Source organism: Streptomyces sp. JNUCC 64 (genome assembly GCF_054484115.1).
This window is the reverse complement of the sequence record NZ_CM137015.1, coordinates 777362-791005: the sequence shown is the minus strand read 5'-3', so window position 1 is coordinate 791005 and position 13644 is coordinate 777362. Positions and strand designations below refer to the sequence as shown.

10 protein-coding genes are annotated in these 13644 nt (G+C 74.5%); 5 read left to right on the top strand and 5 right to left on the bottom strand.

Annotation, left to right across the window (positions count from 1 at the left end; all coding sequences use genetic code 11):
- Positions 1-144: 144 nt before the first annotated feature.
- Together ACVWNX_RS03015 and ACVWNX_RS03010 are read right to left on the bottom strand one after the other, a co-directional pair.
- Complete coding sequence (locus ACVWNX_RS03015) at positions 145-1167, bottom strand: methyltransferase (protein WP_454412290.1); 1023 nt, start codon at positions 1165-1167, stop codon at positions 145-147.
- Positions 1168-1233: 66 nt separating this feature from the next.
- Complete coding sequence (locus ACVWNX_RS03010) at positions 1234-3495, bottom strand: methyltransferase (protein WP_454412289.1); 2262 nt, start codon at positions 3493-3495, stop codon at positions 1234-1236.
- A 262-nt stretch (positions 3496-3757) separates the two neighbouring features.
- Between ACVWNX_RS03010 and ACVWNX_RS03005 the strand changes: the two genes are divergently transcribed.
- From ACVWNX_RS03005 to ACVWNX_RS02995, 3 genes are all read left to right on the top strand, one after another.
- Entirely contained in the window at positions 3758-4657 is a 900-nt protein-coding gene (locus ACVWNX_RS03005) for an SRPBCC family protein (protein ID WP_454412288.1), read from the top strand.
- Between the two features lie 63 nt (positions 4658-4720).
- Complete coding sequence (locus tag ACVWNX_RS03000) at positions 4721-5575, top strand: helix-turn-helix transcriptional regulator (RefSeq protein WP_454412287.1); 855 nt, start codon at positions 4721-4723, stop codon at positions 5573-5575.
- 393 nt (positions 5576-5968) lie between these two features.
- Positions 5969-6661 (top strand): HAD family hydrolase, encoded by a 693-nt coding sequence (locus ACVWNX_RS02995; protein ID WP_454412286.1) that lies wholly within the window; start codon positions 5969-5971, stop codon positions 6659-6661.
- Positions 6662-6830: 169 nt separating this feature from the next.
- Here ACVWNX_RS02995 and ACVWNX_RS02990 read toward each other — a convergent pair whose 3' ends face one another.
- The 3 genes from ACVWNX_RS02990 to ACVWNX_RS02980 all read right to left on the bottom strand — a co-directional run bounded on the left by ACVWNX_RS02990 (position 6831) and on the right by ACVWNX_RS02980 (position 10538).
- Complete coding sequence (locus ACVWNX_RS02990) at positions 6831-7901, bottom strand: hypothetical protein (protein ID WP_454412285.1); 1071 nt, start codon at positions 7899-7901, stop codon at positions 6831-6833.
- A gap of 591 nt (positions 7902-8492) precedes the next feature.
- On the bottom strand, positions 8493-8876 hold the full coding sequence (locus ACVWNX_RS02985; RefSeq protein WP_454412284.1) for a VOC family protein: 384 nt from the start codon (positions 8874-8876) through the stop codon (positions 8493-8495).
- A gap of 54 nt (positions 8877-8930) precedes the next feature.
- Positions 8931-10538, bottom strand: coding sequence for an MFS transporter (locus tag ACVWNX_RS02980; protein WP_454412283.1), 1608 nt, complete (start codon positions 10536-10538; stop codon positions 8931-8933).
- 70 nt (positions 10539-10608) lie between these two features.
- On the opposite strand from ACVWNX_RS02980, the gene ACVWNX_RS02975 reads away from it, so the two are divergent.
- Entirely contained in the window at positions 10609-11604 is a 996-nt protein-coding gene (locus ACVWNX_RS02975; RefSeq protein ID WP_454412282.1) for a GlxA family transcriptional regulator, read from the top strand.
- Between the two features lie 573 nt (positions 11605-12177).
- Positions 12178-13593: a family 2B encapsulin nanocompartment shell protein gene (locus ACVWNX_RS02970; RefSeq protein WP_454412281.1), complete on the top strand. Its 1416-nt coding sequence runs from the start codon at positions 12178-12180 to the stop codon at positions 13591-13593.
- Positions 13594-13644 lie beyond the last annotated feature (51 nt).

Below are 13644 nucleotides of genomic sequence, written 5' to 3'. Positions count from 1 at the left end.
CCGTGCCGTCCGCCCGAGGCCCGTTCCCCGCCACGCCGTCCCGGCGGGCAACGGGCTCCGGAACCGTTGGTTCCTCCCGGATCACTTAGCGGTCCGCGCGCTCACCGGGGCCGACGCGCGCGAGGGCGGTGCTGGACCCACGGGTCAGGAGCAGACCATGAGGGCCAGCCCCCGCGCGGTCCTGGACACCGGACCGAGGACCAGCCCGGCCCGTCCGGCGAGCGCGCGGAACTGTTCCGTCCCACGCTCCCGGCCGCCGTACACCAGCATCATGACCAGGTCGAGTTCGGCCGGTCCCGCCGAGCCCGCCGTGTCGTCGAGGAGGCTCTCCACGATCAGCACCCGCCCTCCCGGACCGACCGCCTCCGCGCACCGGCGGAGGATGGCCGCCGCGTGCTCGTCGGGCCAGTCGTGCACCACGTTCACCAGCAGGCACACGTCCGCGCCCGGCAGCGGGTCGAAGAAGCTGCCGCCGGTGAAGGCGCACCGCCGTCCGGGCTCCGTGTCCCCCCAGGCCCGCCGTCCCGCCGCCACGGTCGGCTCGCGGTCCAGCAGCGTCCCCGTCAGCGACGGGTGGGCGCGCAGCACCTCGGCGAGGACGGTCCCGGTCCCCCCGCCGACGTCCACCACGTGGCGGACGGCCGACCAGTCGAACCCGGTGGCGACGTCCGCGGCGATCCAGGAGGAACGCTGGGCCATCGCCGCGTCGAACGCCGCCGCGCGCTCCGGGTGGGCGGCGAGGTCCTCCCAGACGGGTCGGCCGTGGGCGAGCGCGTGCACCGGGCCCCCGGTGCGCAGGGCGTCCAGCAGATGGACGCAGGCCCGGTCGCCGTGGGCCACCCCGCCGTCCAGATCGAGCCAGGGGCGCATGCTCATCGGATGGCCGGACTGGAGCAGCCGGGAGAGTCCGGTGGGCCCGAACGCGCCGGGCGCCGGTTCCGTGAGGACGCCCCGGCGCGCCAGCAGGCGCAGCACCCGGTGGAGCGCGTCCGGCACGGTGCCCGTCCGGTCGGCGAGGACGTCGACCCCGACCGCCCCGTCCGCGAGCAGGTCGGGAACGCCGAGGGTCACCACGGCGCGCAGCGCCCAGGGGGTCATGGTGTCCTTGAGCGCGAGCAGCCGGGCGAAGGGGTCGCCCTCCGGCCGGACTCCGTCGTCTTCGGTCATGGCGGTTCGGTCCTCCCGGATCGGTCGTGCCGGGCCTGTCGTCACACCGGTGTGCCGTGGCCCGGGTCAGGGACGCAGCGCGAACAGGGTGGTGAACGGGTGCGCCGTCGGCACCGGTTCCACCCGGCCGAACCCCGCGGCCGTGGCCAGCCGGAGGATCTCGGCGGGGGGCAGTCCGAGCGTGCCGAGCCCCGGCGCGCCGTCGGCGAGGGCGGTCGGCAGGCAGTACAGGGTGCTGGTGGCGTACAGGGTGGTGGAGCGCGGGCCGGTGTTGTCGGCGGGATCGTCCGCCGACCGGGATTCGAGGACCAGCAGCACCCCGTCCGGCGCCAGCGCCCCGCGCGCCGCGCGGAGCAACTCCTCCGGGGCGGCGGCGTCGTGCAGCACGTCGAACATCGTCACCAGCCGCAGGGGTGCTCCGGCGGTGCCGTCCCGGGAGGTCAGCGCGGTGAGCGCGTCGGACTCCTCGACGGACACCCGGTCGTCCAGCCGCGCGGCGCCGACCGCCGCCCGGGCGCGGCGCGCGTTCGGCGGATGCGGGTCGTAGCCGAGGAAGCGGCAGTTCGGGTGGGCCCGGGCCATCGCCACCAGCGCGCGACCGCCGCCGCAGCCGACGTCGACCACCGGACCGCCCTCCTCCAGCGCGGCCGTCAGTCCCTCGACGGCCGGTATCCACTCGGTGGTCAGCCGGGTGTCCAGCCAGGTCGCGCTCATCCGTTCCATCGCGGTGAACAACCGCTCCGGGTAGGCGGCGCGGGGGACGCCCCGGCCGGTGCGGAAGCTCGCGGCGACCTCCTCGACGACGGACGCCAGCGGGGGGAGCAGCCCGTACCCGGGGCCCAGGTGGAAGGGGGAGTCCTCGAAGGCCAGGACCGCCGCGTGGGCCGGGGGCAGGGCGAACCGGTCCGTGGCGCGGTCGTGGGTGAGGTACCCGGCGCTGGTCAGCCCCCGCAGCCATTCCAGCAGGGGGCGTTCCGCCAGGGACGTCCGCTCCGCGAGCTCGGCGGCGCCGGCCGGACCGCCCCGGCCCAGCGCGGCGAACAGCCCGAGCTCCACCCCCAGGGAACAGAGCACCCCGGTCATGGCGGCGCCCAGGTCGGTGACCGCCCGGTCGAGGAACTCCCCGACGGCCGCGGGGTCGGGGTCCGGCGCCGCCCCGGGGGCGGCCTCCCCTCCCCGCCCGGGCCCCGTCCCGGTGACCGGCTCCGGACCGGTCCCGGTGACCGTGCCCGTGCCCGTGCCCGAGTACGGGTCCGGAACCGTGGCGCCCGTGACCGACCAGCCGTGCGGGCCGGTCACGGGCGGGCCCTGCGGGAGGAGAAGGGCCTGGGCGCGGCCCGCCGCCGCCGTCCAGAAGCCGGTGAGCAGGACGCGCTCGGAGACCGGGTCGGGGACGTCCAGGTTCTCCCAGCCGAAGTGGCAGACCTGGAGCAGGGAGGAGTCCAGTGCGGCGGGTTCGATCCACAGCCGTCCCCCGAGCGCCGCCGGCCACGCGGGGCGGCTCAGCTCGAACTCCAGGTACGGCAGGTAGGAGGGGAACTCCTGGGCGGCGTCCACCATCCGGGTGACCCGCATCCGCACGGTCCCGCTGGCGTCCCCCATCACCAGGGTGAGCTCCTCGCCCGCCGCCAGGGAGCCGGTGGACCGCTGCAACCAGTGCTGCACCCCGGCCGGGCCGGTGAGTTCCCCCCAGGCCCGGAACGCCGGGACGGGCAGGGGGATCTGGAGGTACGGGCCGACCCGCCGCCAGGGCCACCGCCAGGTGGTGCCGGTCCGCAGATGGGCCGCGAGCTGGTCGAGGATGCCGGGCCAGCCCATCCCGTTCCACGAGCGCCAGTCCGACGGGGGGTTCCCGGCCTCCTCGACGACCGTGACGGTGGTGCCGCCGCCGTCCCCCGGGGTGAGCGTCCAGGTGACCGAGGTGGCGGGGCCCACCCCCACCCAGCGCCACAACAGCCTCAGCACCCCGGGACGGCCGGCCTCCGGCGCGGTGGCGTCGAGGGTGCGGCACCAGAAGAACTCGCCGTCCTCGAAGTCCAGCATCGACTCCTGTCCGGCGGTGGCCCAGGGGCCCCGGCACACCGCCAGCCAGCGGGCCACCCGCTCCGGGTCGGTCAGGGCGGTCCAGACCTCGTCCGGGGCCTCGGGCACGGTCACGGCGCTGACCAGCCGCTCCCACCGCTCCTGGGCGACCGGTACCGCGCCGCCCCGCAGCGGCGGGAACGCCGCCGACTCCCGGGCCAGCGCTCCGGCGGCTTCTGACGGGCCGGGGGAGCCGGAACGGGAACGGGGCCGGGGGACTCGGGGGGCCGGGTCTTCGAACGTCATGGTCACCTTCTTCTCGCCGGGGACGGAGGAACCGGGAAGAGCGAGCCGTGGCGTACGGGGTGCGCACGTTCCTTTCAGGTGATCACTCATGTAAGAGTTACTGAAATGGATCTGATGGGCAGACAGATGGCGCGGACAGAGCATGTAGATCGAGGGATGGGTGTCGTTGACACCGCCCAACGACTACATAATATGAAAGTGATGTGATGGGCGATAGCCCATGGACGCGCGTCACCCGGCCCCGTCGAGCATCGGAGGAACGATGTCGGACAGCCTTGGCCGTCACTCCCGGGCGGTGCCCGTCGGGGAGGTGCGGGAGGACCGGGTCCGGGTCACCCTGGACTTGACGCACCCCCCGGACCGGGTGTGGTCGATGCTCACCGAACCGCCGCTCGTGGCAAGCTGGTTCGGCGATCTGGCCGCGCCCCCTCGGCTCGGTGCGGAGAACCGGCTGGACTTCGGCGACGGCGACTTCTTCACCCTCCGCCCCACCGCGATCGTCCCCGGACGGACCCTCGTGTTCGACTGGAGCTTCCTCGGCGTCGGAAGGCGGCAGTCCGTCCACTGGACGCTCCGGCCCGCGCGGGACGGCCGGGACGGCCGGAGCGGCGGATGCGTCCTGACCGTCGAGGACCACGACGACACCCGGGCCCCGGCCGAGGCGGCCCGACTCCTCGACGGATGGACCGACTTCCTCTCCCGCCTCGCCGACTGCCTCGACTCCGGGCGCGACACCCGTTACCAGTGGCGCGACGACATCGACGGCGCGGTCGATCTGCCCGGCGGCCCGTACCGACCCCTGCGGAGCCCCGCCGTCTTCGACTGGCTGCCCGTCGCCGTCGACGGGTTCCGGCCCGCGTGGTTCTTCGTCGTCGACGACGAGGGGCCACGGCGGTTCGCGCTCCACGACTGGCGGTTGCGGCCCGACGAGCGACTCGTCTTCACGGTCGAGGTGCCCGGTGCGGAGCGCGGGTCGGCCTGCCGTGTCGATCTCGCCCCCGTGGGGACGGACGCCGTGCGGCTCTCCTTCGTCCACCACGGCTGGACCCGGCTCGGGCTGCCGCCGGAGCGTGCGCGGGAGTTGCGCGGCCGCTTCGCCGCCGCCTGGGTGGCCTCACTGGAGACGGCCGCGGCCCGCGCCGGTTCCGGCGGCCCGGGGTGAACCGCCCGTGACGGCGGACCCGGCGCCCAGTCGGGCCCGCGCGGGAGGGGGACGGGAGCGGGGATGACGGTCCACGACGACACCCCGACGGGTCTCCCGACCCGTCCGGCGACCGCCGCGCCGTCCTCCCCGGCGGACCACCGCACCGCCTCCGTCGAACGGGCCGTCCGCCGGATGAGCGCCCGCCTCGGTGAGGTCCAGTGCCTCTCCGACCACGCCGAGGCCGGGCTGTTCAGCCCCTTCCACTTCCACCGGGTCTTCCGCAGCGTCACCGCCGTGACGCCCGCGCGCTTCCTGGCGGCCCTCCGGATGGCCGAGGCGCAGCGGATGATGATCCGTGGCGCTCCACGGGTCACCGATGTGTGCACGGCCGTGGGCTACTCCAGTCTGGGCACCTTCACCACCCAGTTCACCCGTCTGGTGGGGATGCCTCCGAGCCGCTTCAAGCTACTGGTCGACGCGTACGGCGACCGGCCGATCGGCGAGGTCGCCGACGCCTGTGCCCGGGTCGCGCCGGAGTCCGGTGCCGACCGGGGGGCGGGGCGGCCCGGGGTGATCACCGGTGAGGTGGTCGGTCGGCCCGCCGGCGAAGGGGTGCTGTTCACCGGCCTCTTCCCGCACGGAGTGCCCCAGGACGGTCCGCTCGGCTGCGCCGTGTCCACCACCCCCGGTCCCCTCCGGCTGAGACCGCCCGACGACGGCGGCTACCAGGTCCTCGCGGTCTGGTTCGACCGGGACACCCGGGTCGCCGACGCCCTGGACGACCCCACGGGCGAGCGACGGCTCGTCGGCGCGGTCCGGGCTCCCCGGCGGGGCTCCCCGACCCGGTTCCGGGTCCGGCTGCGGGTTCCCGCGCTCAGTGATCCACCGGTCGTCGTCGCCCTGCCGCTGCTCCCCTTCCTGGCCGCCACGGCGTAGCCGACGACCCCGGCGACACGCCCACTTCGGAGTGAATCACGGGATCGGGTCGGGCCTCCGGGCCGCCTACCTCCGCCGCACCCCCCACTCTCGTCACTTGTTTCACAACCGCCTTGACTTGAAGAGTCCCTGACATTTCGTCATGCCGACGGGCTTCGTCCGCGGTCGATCAAGAGGAACGTTTCTCCTTGGTCCTCCCGGAACGCTTCCGTCTTCCCCCTTCCGCTTTTGTCCACGTACGGTCAAGCGGAATCCGCGGGAGGGAGAACCTGCGGTCTCGTGGAGGCGCGCCTCCCCCGCCCCTTTCGCGTCACCCCCGAACAGGCCGAACGGCACCTCATGCCTGCCCGGGCCCCTCCCGTGGACACCGCTCTCCTCACGAAAGGGAATCGCATGACCGCTCTCCACCTCCTCCCCCCGGTACCCGCCGCCGTGGTGTTCGACTGCGACGGAACCCTGGTGGACACCGAGTCCCACTGGCAGTCCGCGCGGCTGCGCGCCTTCTCGGACTTCGGGCTCAAGGCTCCCCCCGACTTCGCGGACCGCGCCGCCGGGGTCCACTACACCGAGTGCGGGGCCCTGATGGCCGAGGAGACCGGGAAGCCGGACCTCGCCGACGCGTTGACGCGGGCGCTCCTCGGCCACTTCACGGACCTGGCCGAAGCGGAACCGGTCACCCTGCCCGGCGCGGCGGAACTGGTCCGACTGCTCTCGGGGCGGCTTCCGCTGGCCGTCGCGAGCAACTGCCCGGCCGCCGTCGTGGAGACGAGCCTCGGCCGCAGCGGTCTGCTGGAACACTTCGACCACCTGGTCGTCCCGGACGAGGAACTCCGGCCCAAGCCCGAACCCGACCTCTACGCCCGGGCCGCCGACCTGTGCGGCGCGGACCGTCCGGAGACCCTCGCCGTGGAGGACTCCCTCACCGGCATCGAGGCCGCCCACCGGGCCGGGCTGAGGGTCGTGGGCGTCGGCGGGCCCCCGGCGGGGCCCGGGCGGGAGGAGACGGCGGACTGGTGGGTGGACGCCCTCGACGACCCCGGCCTCGTCACCTGGCTGCGGTCCTGCCTGGCCGACGCGCCGGGATAGCCGGACCGGAGTCGTGACGGGGGCCGGAACGGAGCGCCGCCGGTCACGGGGAAACGCGCCCGGCGCGCCCACGGGCTCGGGGCGCCGTCCAGCCGGAGCGCGGGCGTCCGTCCGGGGCGCGGGCGTCCGTCCGGCGCGGGGTGCCGGACGGACGCTGCTCCACCGGCTCCTACGGAGGGCCCGGCCCGTTCAGCCAGAACGCCCCGTAGACGGCGGACACCAGACAGGTCGCGGCGAGCACCCAGCCGCGCACCGCCCGGCTCCGGTCCCGCAGCAGCACGGCGGCCGGGAGCAGCAGGGTGAAGGCCGGGAGCAGCAGCCGGGGCTTGGAGCCGAAGTACCCCGAGGAACCCAGGGCGAGCAGGACGACGACACCGGAGTACACCTGGACGGGCAGGGGGTACCGCTGGACGAACCCCAGCGCGCAGGCCCAGAGCACGACCCCGACCCCCGCGAGGAGCGCGAGTCCGCCGACGTACGGAGGGGCCAGGGCGAGCGAGCCCGCGAACCGTCCGAACGCCGCGCCGGCGTCGAAGCCGTTGCCCCACTCCGACTGGACGTCCAGGTACCCGAACGGCGACCCCCGCCGCAGGCCGACCCACAGGACGTAACCGGCTTGCCCGGCGGGTGAGATCACCAGGGCCGCGGCCTTCGCCCGGCTCCATCCCCGTCGACGGACGGCCAGGGCCACCGCGCACCACACGCCGAGCGTGACGGCGACGCCCACGGGACGGGTCAGCCCGGCCGCGCAGGCGAGCAGGGCCGCCGCCAGCCAGCGCTCCCGCAGGGCGAACCACAGGGACCAGACGGCGACGGCCGTGAACAGCGACTCGCTGTAGGCCATGCTCTGCACGACGCTCACCGGTGCCGTCGCCCAGAGGCCCACCGTCAGCAGGGCCGTCCGGTGGTCGGTGAACATCCCGACGAGCGCGTACACCCCCGCCGCCGCGACCAGCGACGACACCGCGCTGATCAGCAGTCCCGCGTGCGCCGGGGAGAGGGGGAGGACCTGGGACAGGGCCTTCTCCAGGGCGGGGAACAGCGGGAAGAACGCCAGGTCCGACAGAACGCGTCCGTCACCGGGGGCGACCGTGGAGCCGTACCCCCGGTCGGCCACCCCGGCGTACCAGAGCGAGTCCCACCGGGCGGACAACAGGGTGAGCGCGCTCTTGCCGTTCCACGAGGACCAGCACACCAGCACCAGCAGTCCGGACAGCTTCGCCACGGCCAGCACCGCCATCGCCCGCGCGTAGCCCCGGAGCCCGTGCGGAGCGGAGGGACTCCGCGGTGGGGCGGACCGTTCCAGCAGCGACATCTGAGCCAAACTCTCGCGGCGACGCGACACGTCGCCGGGGTGTGCGGGGTGCGGGGGACCGGGGCGGGCCCGGCAGAACGGTTCGTTGTACACGGGCCGCTTCCGCCCGGCACTTTATCCCAGGGGTCGGCGGACCGGAGCGCCGAGCGCGCGCCCCCGCCGCGGGCGTCGGGCCTCGTGGTCGCCGCACGGCCGCGCTGCCCGGTCGGCCTCACCGCCCCGGGCGGAGGGGACCGGCCGCTGGTCACCGCTCCCGGGGGCGCCGGGAAGCCCACCCGGTTCGCGATCCTGGCCGGTGCGCCGCGCCCCACCGGGGAGTCCGTGGGGACGGCCGACGGGGCGCGGGTCCGGGCGGCTGGGGAGGAGAGGACGGCCCTGTCGGGACGGATCCCCGTCCGAACGGTTTCCCGGTCCCGGTGGCGCTCCCGTCCCGAGGTGCCCCGTCCCGCCATGACGCGGTCCGGTCCGGTCGGTCCGGATCGGACCGGGGGCACCGCACCGCCGCCGTGTCCCCGGTCAGTGCCGGACGAGGCAGAACGGGTGCCCCGCCGGGTCCGCGAAGACCTGCCACCCCCGCTCGCCGTCGCCGTCGCCGTCGTCCAGCGGTACGGCACCCGCGGCCAGGGCCTCCTCCCGGGCCCGGTCCAGGTCCTCGACCTCCAGGTCGAGGTGGAACTGCTGGGGCCGGGCGGGATCCCCCCACCGAGGGGGCCGGTGGTCCGCCACCCGCTGGAAGGCCAGCACCGGCCCGCCCTCGGTGTGGAGGGTCGCCCAGTCCCGGTCCAGTGACCACCGGGGGTCCGGCCGGTTCACCTCGCCGCCGAGGAGCGACCGGTAGAACCGGGCCAGTCCGACGACGTCCGCGCAGTCCAGCACCACGCACTGCAGTTTGGCGATCATGCGGGGCAGCGTACGACGGCGCTTGCCCAGCGGGCGCGGACCGCCCGGTCCCGATCAGCCGCCGGGGCGCCCGGCCGGGCGGTGCCGGTCCGGTACCTCCCCGGGCCCGCCGCCGTGACGCTCCCCGTCCGCGTTCCCGTCCCCATGCGCGTCCCCGTCCGCGCCGTCGTCACCGCTGCCTTCGCCATGGACGGCGTCACCGTCCCGGTCCTGGCCACCGTCCCGGGCGCGACCGCCCCCACCGGCATGGGTGCCGGTGGCCGTGGCGCGGCGCAGCGTACGGACCGCCGGGGTCGCGAACAGCGCGGCGCAGCCCACCAGACAGGCGCCCGCCGAGATCAGCAGCAGCCGGTCCGGGGAGGCCAGCGCGGTGGCCGGTCCCGCCAGTATCTGACCGAGCGCGATGCCGGACACCGATCCGGCCAGCTCGTACGCGCTCACCCGGTTGAGCACCGCGGGCGGGGTGTGGGTCTGCACGCTGGTCGCCCACATCACCGACCAGAACGCCAGGGCGCCACCGCCGAGGACGTGCCCGGCCAGCAGCGCGGGCAGCCCCGCGTCTAGTGCCACGCAGAGCGGCAGCACGGTGTACAGCGCCATCGCCGCCGTCCCCGCGGCCAGCGGCCGGTCGGGACGCAGCCGCAGTGCCAGCAGTCCGCCCAGCACCGTACCGGCGCCGAGGAAGGAGACCGCGAGACCGTAGGCGTTCGCGCCGAGCCGGTCACCGATCAGCGCCGCGCCGAGCGGCACCAGCGGGCCGAAGAGCAGCACGCCGAAGCCCATCCAGATCAGGATGACCGCCCACATCCAGGTACGGGCGCGGAACTCCCGCCAGCCCTGTCGCAGATCGCGGCGGAGCGCGCCGCCGGTCCGGGCGGCGGGGCCGGTGCGGTCCGGAGCGCCGTCGGGCCCACCGGCCGGGGTGCCGCCGGACCCGCCGACCGGGGTGCCGACCGGGGCGAGCCGGATCAGCGCCAGGCACAGGGCGCTGATCAGGAAGGTGCCCGCGTCGATCGTGTACACGGTCCCCGCGTTGGTCAGCGCGATCAGCAGACCCGCCACGGCCGGGCCGAGCAGATGGGCGAGCGCGTCGGCCACCTTGAGCGTGGCGTTGGCCCGCTGCGGCTCGCGGGCGACCAGCGGCACCATCCCGTTCACTCCCGGCAGGAACATCGCGACGGCCGCTCCGGCCACCGCCGCCATGCTCACCAGCAGCCAGAACGGCGGCTCACCGACGAAGAACGCGACGGCCAGCACCCCTTGGGTGAGGACCCGGACGACATCCGCGCCGATCATCATCCGACGGGCGCCGAACCGGTCGGAGAACACCCCGCCGAACAGGACGAGCAGGACGAAGGTCCCGGTCCAGACGCCCAGGACGAGACCGACGCCGGAGACCCCGTACAGCGCGCCGACGGCGAGCGCGGTGGCCACCGGCATCATGGCGTCGCCGAAGAGCGAGACCGCCCGGGCGATGAAGTAGAGCGTGAACCGCCGGTCCCACAAGGGGGGCCGGGCGGGCGTCCGGACCGGCGGCGGGCCGTCCGGACCGGCCGGGTCTGCCGCTCCGGCACGATGGGCTTGGGCTTGGGCTTGGGCTTGGGACTGGGACTGGGACTGGGACTGTGGCTGGTTCTGGGCCTGGGGCTGTGCTGTGGTCACAGACCGATGCTCGGCCGGACCGGACGGCCGGACCAGTGTCATGAACGACGCGATGGAGTACTTTCGGGCCATGACGCTTGGTTCGTTGCCGGAACCCCCGGCGCTCGCGCCGCACCGGGTGGTGGCCCTGCTCCAGCCCCCGCAGTCGACCTTCCCGCTGGCCTGCGCCGCCGAGGTGTTCGCCGACCACGGCCCGGCGATCCCCGTCCGCTACTCCTTCGGCCTCTGCACCGAGCACCCCGGTCCGGTACGCACCCAGACGGGTTACGACATGCTGGTCACCGAGGGACTGGAAGCGCTGGAGCGCGCGGACACCGTTCTGGTGCCCGGCTGGCAGCAGCCGGACGGCACCGAGGTGTCGTCGGCGGTGGTGGCGGCGGTGCGCCGGGCGCACACGCGGGGCGCGCGGGTCGTCGGCGTCTGCTCGGGCGCCTTCGTGCTCGCCGCCGCCGGGCTGCTGGACGGACGACGGGCCGCCACCCACTGGGCCCAGGCCGCCGGGCTGGCAGCCCGGTTCCCCCGGGTCGAGGTCGACTCCGCGGTGCTCTACGTGGACCACGGCGACGTCGCCACCAGCGCCGGTTCGGCGGCGGGCGTGGACCTCTGTCTGCACCTGGTGAGCGCCGACCAGGGCGCCGCGTACGCGATGCGGGTCGCCCGCCGGATGGTGATGCCGCCGCACCGCGAGGGCTGCCAGCTGCAGTACGCCGAACCGCTCGCCTCCCCACCGGTCACCGACTCGCTGGCCCCGCTGCTGGAGTGGCTCTCCGAACGGCTGGACCAGCCGGTGAGCGTCGCCGACATGGCGCTCCGCTCACGGGTCTCGTCCCGCACGCTGACCCGTCGCTTCACCGAACAACTGGGCATCAGCCCGGGCCGCTGGCTGCTGGACCGGCGGATCGCCGCCACCCGCGCGCTGCTGGAGGAGACGGACCTGCCGGTGGAGACCATCGCGCGCCGGGTCGGCCTCTCCTCGGCCGTCAATCTGCGCCGCCGCTTCCACGAGGCCCTGCGCACCACCCCCGCCGCCTACCGGCGCGCCTTCCGCGCGGACAAGGCCGGTTGATCCCCTTCCCGAACGCGCCGGGCTTGCGCCGCACCCCGAACGCGCCGGGCTTCCGCCGCACCCCGACCGCGACAACCGCCGAAGCGGGAACGGGACGGGACCGCCGCCCGGAGCCCGGGACCGCCCCGGCGGAAGGGAACCGGCCGCGGCGACGCGCGGCCGAGGGCAGGGCCGCCGGTGACGGGTGGGTACGACGGCCGCCGCGCGATGAACCGGCGCGCGACCGGAACTCCCCGAACGCGCGGGGAGGCGACACCGGCCGGGAGATCACTCCCACGGGATGACGTCAACGGGTGTGACCAAAGGGGGCTTTGGGGCAGGACAGATCGCCAGATGCGGTGATCAGTTCGAATCTTCACAGGAACCGCATGATCCAGAAGCAAACGGCGATCAGGGTCAAGTTCACCGGATCGAGGGACGCACCCTTAGTGCGAGTGGCTGAACCGACGTGGCGGCCATACGGTTCTCAACGGATCCGGACGGCCGTTCCGGAAGTCGTCTCCTTTCCCCTTCCGTTACCCCTGTGACGTGCGCGAACGTCGCTCGCCGCCCTCCGAAGGAGAGCCCAGCACCATGACCGTGGACACCAGCACCCAGCAGCCCCAGGAACAGCGCCCGCAGTCAAGCCTCAGCACGGCGGCGGCCCGCAACCTCGCCACCACAACCAAGTCCGCCCCGCAGATGCAGGAGATCACCTCCCGCTGGCTGCTCCGGTCGCTCCCCTGGGTGGAGGTCTCCGGCGGTGCCTACCGGGTCAACCGGCGGCTCAGCTTCGCCGTGGGCGACGGGCGCATCGACTTCGTCCAGGAAGGCGCCGAGGTCCGGGTGATCCCGCACGAGCTGGGCGAACTCTCCCTGCTGCGGGGCTTCGACGACGACGAGGTGCTGACCGCCCTCGCCGCCCGCTGCGTCCAGCGGGACTTCCGCGCCGGTGAGGTGCTGGTCGAGCGCGGCACCGCCGCCGAGCAGATCCATCTGATCGCCCACGGCCGGATCAACCAGACCTCCACCGGCCAGTACGGCGGGGAGACCGCGGTGGCGGTCCTGGCCGACGGCGACCGCTTCGGCCAGCACGCCCTGCTGGACGAGGACGCCACCTGGCAGTACACCGCCGTCGCCGAGACCGCCGGTACGCTCCTCACCCTCTCCCGCGCCGACTTCGAGGCCGTGCTGGCCGGGGCCCCCGCCCTCCAGGCGCACATCCGGGAGTACCGGGCGCTGCCCAGCCAGCGGCAGAACCGGCTCGGCGAGGCCGAGATCGCCATGTCGGCCGGTCACACCGGCGAGGCCGAACTGCCCGGCGCCTTCGTGGACTACGAGCTGAAGCCCCGCGAGTACGAACTCTCGCTCGCGCAGACCGTGCTGCGGGTCCACACCCGGGTCGCCGACCTCTACAACAAGCCGATGAACCAGACGGAGGAACAGCTCCGGCTCACCGTCGAGGCGCTCCGGGAGCGCCAGGAGCACGAGCTGGTCAACAACCGCGAGTTCGGCCTGCTGCACAACGCCGCCTTCCACCACCGGATCCAGCCCCACTCCGGCGGCGCGCCCACCCCCGACGACCTCGACGAGCTGCTCAGCCGCCGTCGCGGCTCCAAGTACTTCTTCGCCCACCCCCGGGCGATCGCCGCGATCGGCCGGGAGTTCAACGCCCGCGGTCTCTACCCGGACCACGTCGACCTCGGCGGCCAGCTGGTCCCCGCCTGGCGCGGGGTGCCGATCCTGCCCTGCAACAAGATCCCGATCAGCGAGGACAACACCACCTCGATCCTGGTGATGCGCACCGGCGAGGACAACCAGGGCGTCATCGGCCTCCAGCAGACCGGGCTGCCCGACGAGTACGAGCCGGGCGTCTCGGTGCGGTTCATGGGCATCGACGACAAGGCGATCATCTCCTACCTGGTCACCACCTACTTCTCGGCCGCCGTCCTGGTCCCCGACGCGCTCGGCGTCCTGGAGAACGTGCAGATCGCGCGCAGCCCCCGCTGATCCGGTCCGTCCGGCGGGCCCGGCCCCGGAGCGCGGCTCCCCGCCCCCCGG

What these genes read in the sequence shown, in the direction of transcription:
- ACVWNX_RS03010 (WP_454412289.1), bottom strand. Translation starts at nt 3,495, where the DNA reads ATGACGTTCGAAGACCCGGCCCCCCGAGTCCCCCGGCCCCGTTCCCGT.
- ACVWNX_RS02975 (WP_454412282.1), top strand. Translation starts at nt 10,609, where the DNA reads ATGACGCTTGGTTCGTTGCCGGAACCCCCGGCGCTCGCGCCGCACCGG.
- ACVWNX_RS03015 (WP_454412290.1), bottom strand. Translation starts at nt 1,167, where the DNA reads ATGACCGAAGACGACGGAGTCCGGCCGGAGGGCGACCCCTTCGCCCGG.
- ACVWNX_RS03005 (WP_454412288.1), top strand. Translation starts at nt 3,758, where the DNA reads ATGTCGGACAGCCTTGGCCGTCACTCCCGGGCGGTGCCCGTCGGGGAG.
- ACVWNX_RS02995 (WP_454412286.1), top strand. Translation starts at nt 5,969, where the DNA reads ATGACCGCTCTCCACCTCCTCCCCCCGGTACCCGCCGCCGTGGTGTTC.
- ACVWNX_RS02985 (WP_454412284.1), bottom strand. Translation starts at nt 8,876, where the DNA reads ATGATCGCCAAACTGCAGTGCGTGGTGCTGGACTGCGCGGACGTCGTC.
- ACVWNX_RS02970 (WP_454412281.1), top strand. Translation starts at nt 12,178, where the DNA reads ATGACCGTGGACACCAGCACCCAGCAGCCCCAGGAACAGCGCCCGCAG.
- ACVWNX_RS03000 (WP_454412287.1), top strand. Translation starts at nt 4,721, where the DNA reads ATGACGGTCCACGACGACACCCCGACGGGTCTCCCGACCCGTCCGGCG.
- ACVWNX_RS02990 (WP_454412285.1), bottom strand. Translation starts at nt 7,901, where the DNA reads ATGGCGGTGCTGGCCGTGGCGAAGCTGTCCGGACTGCTGGTGCTGGTG.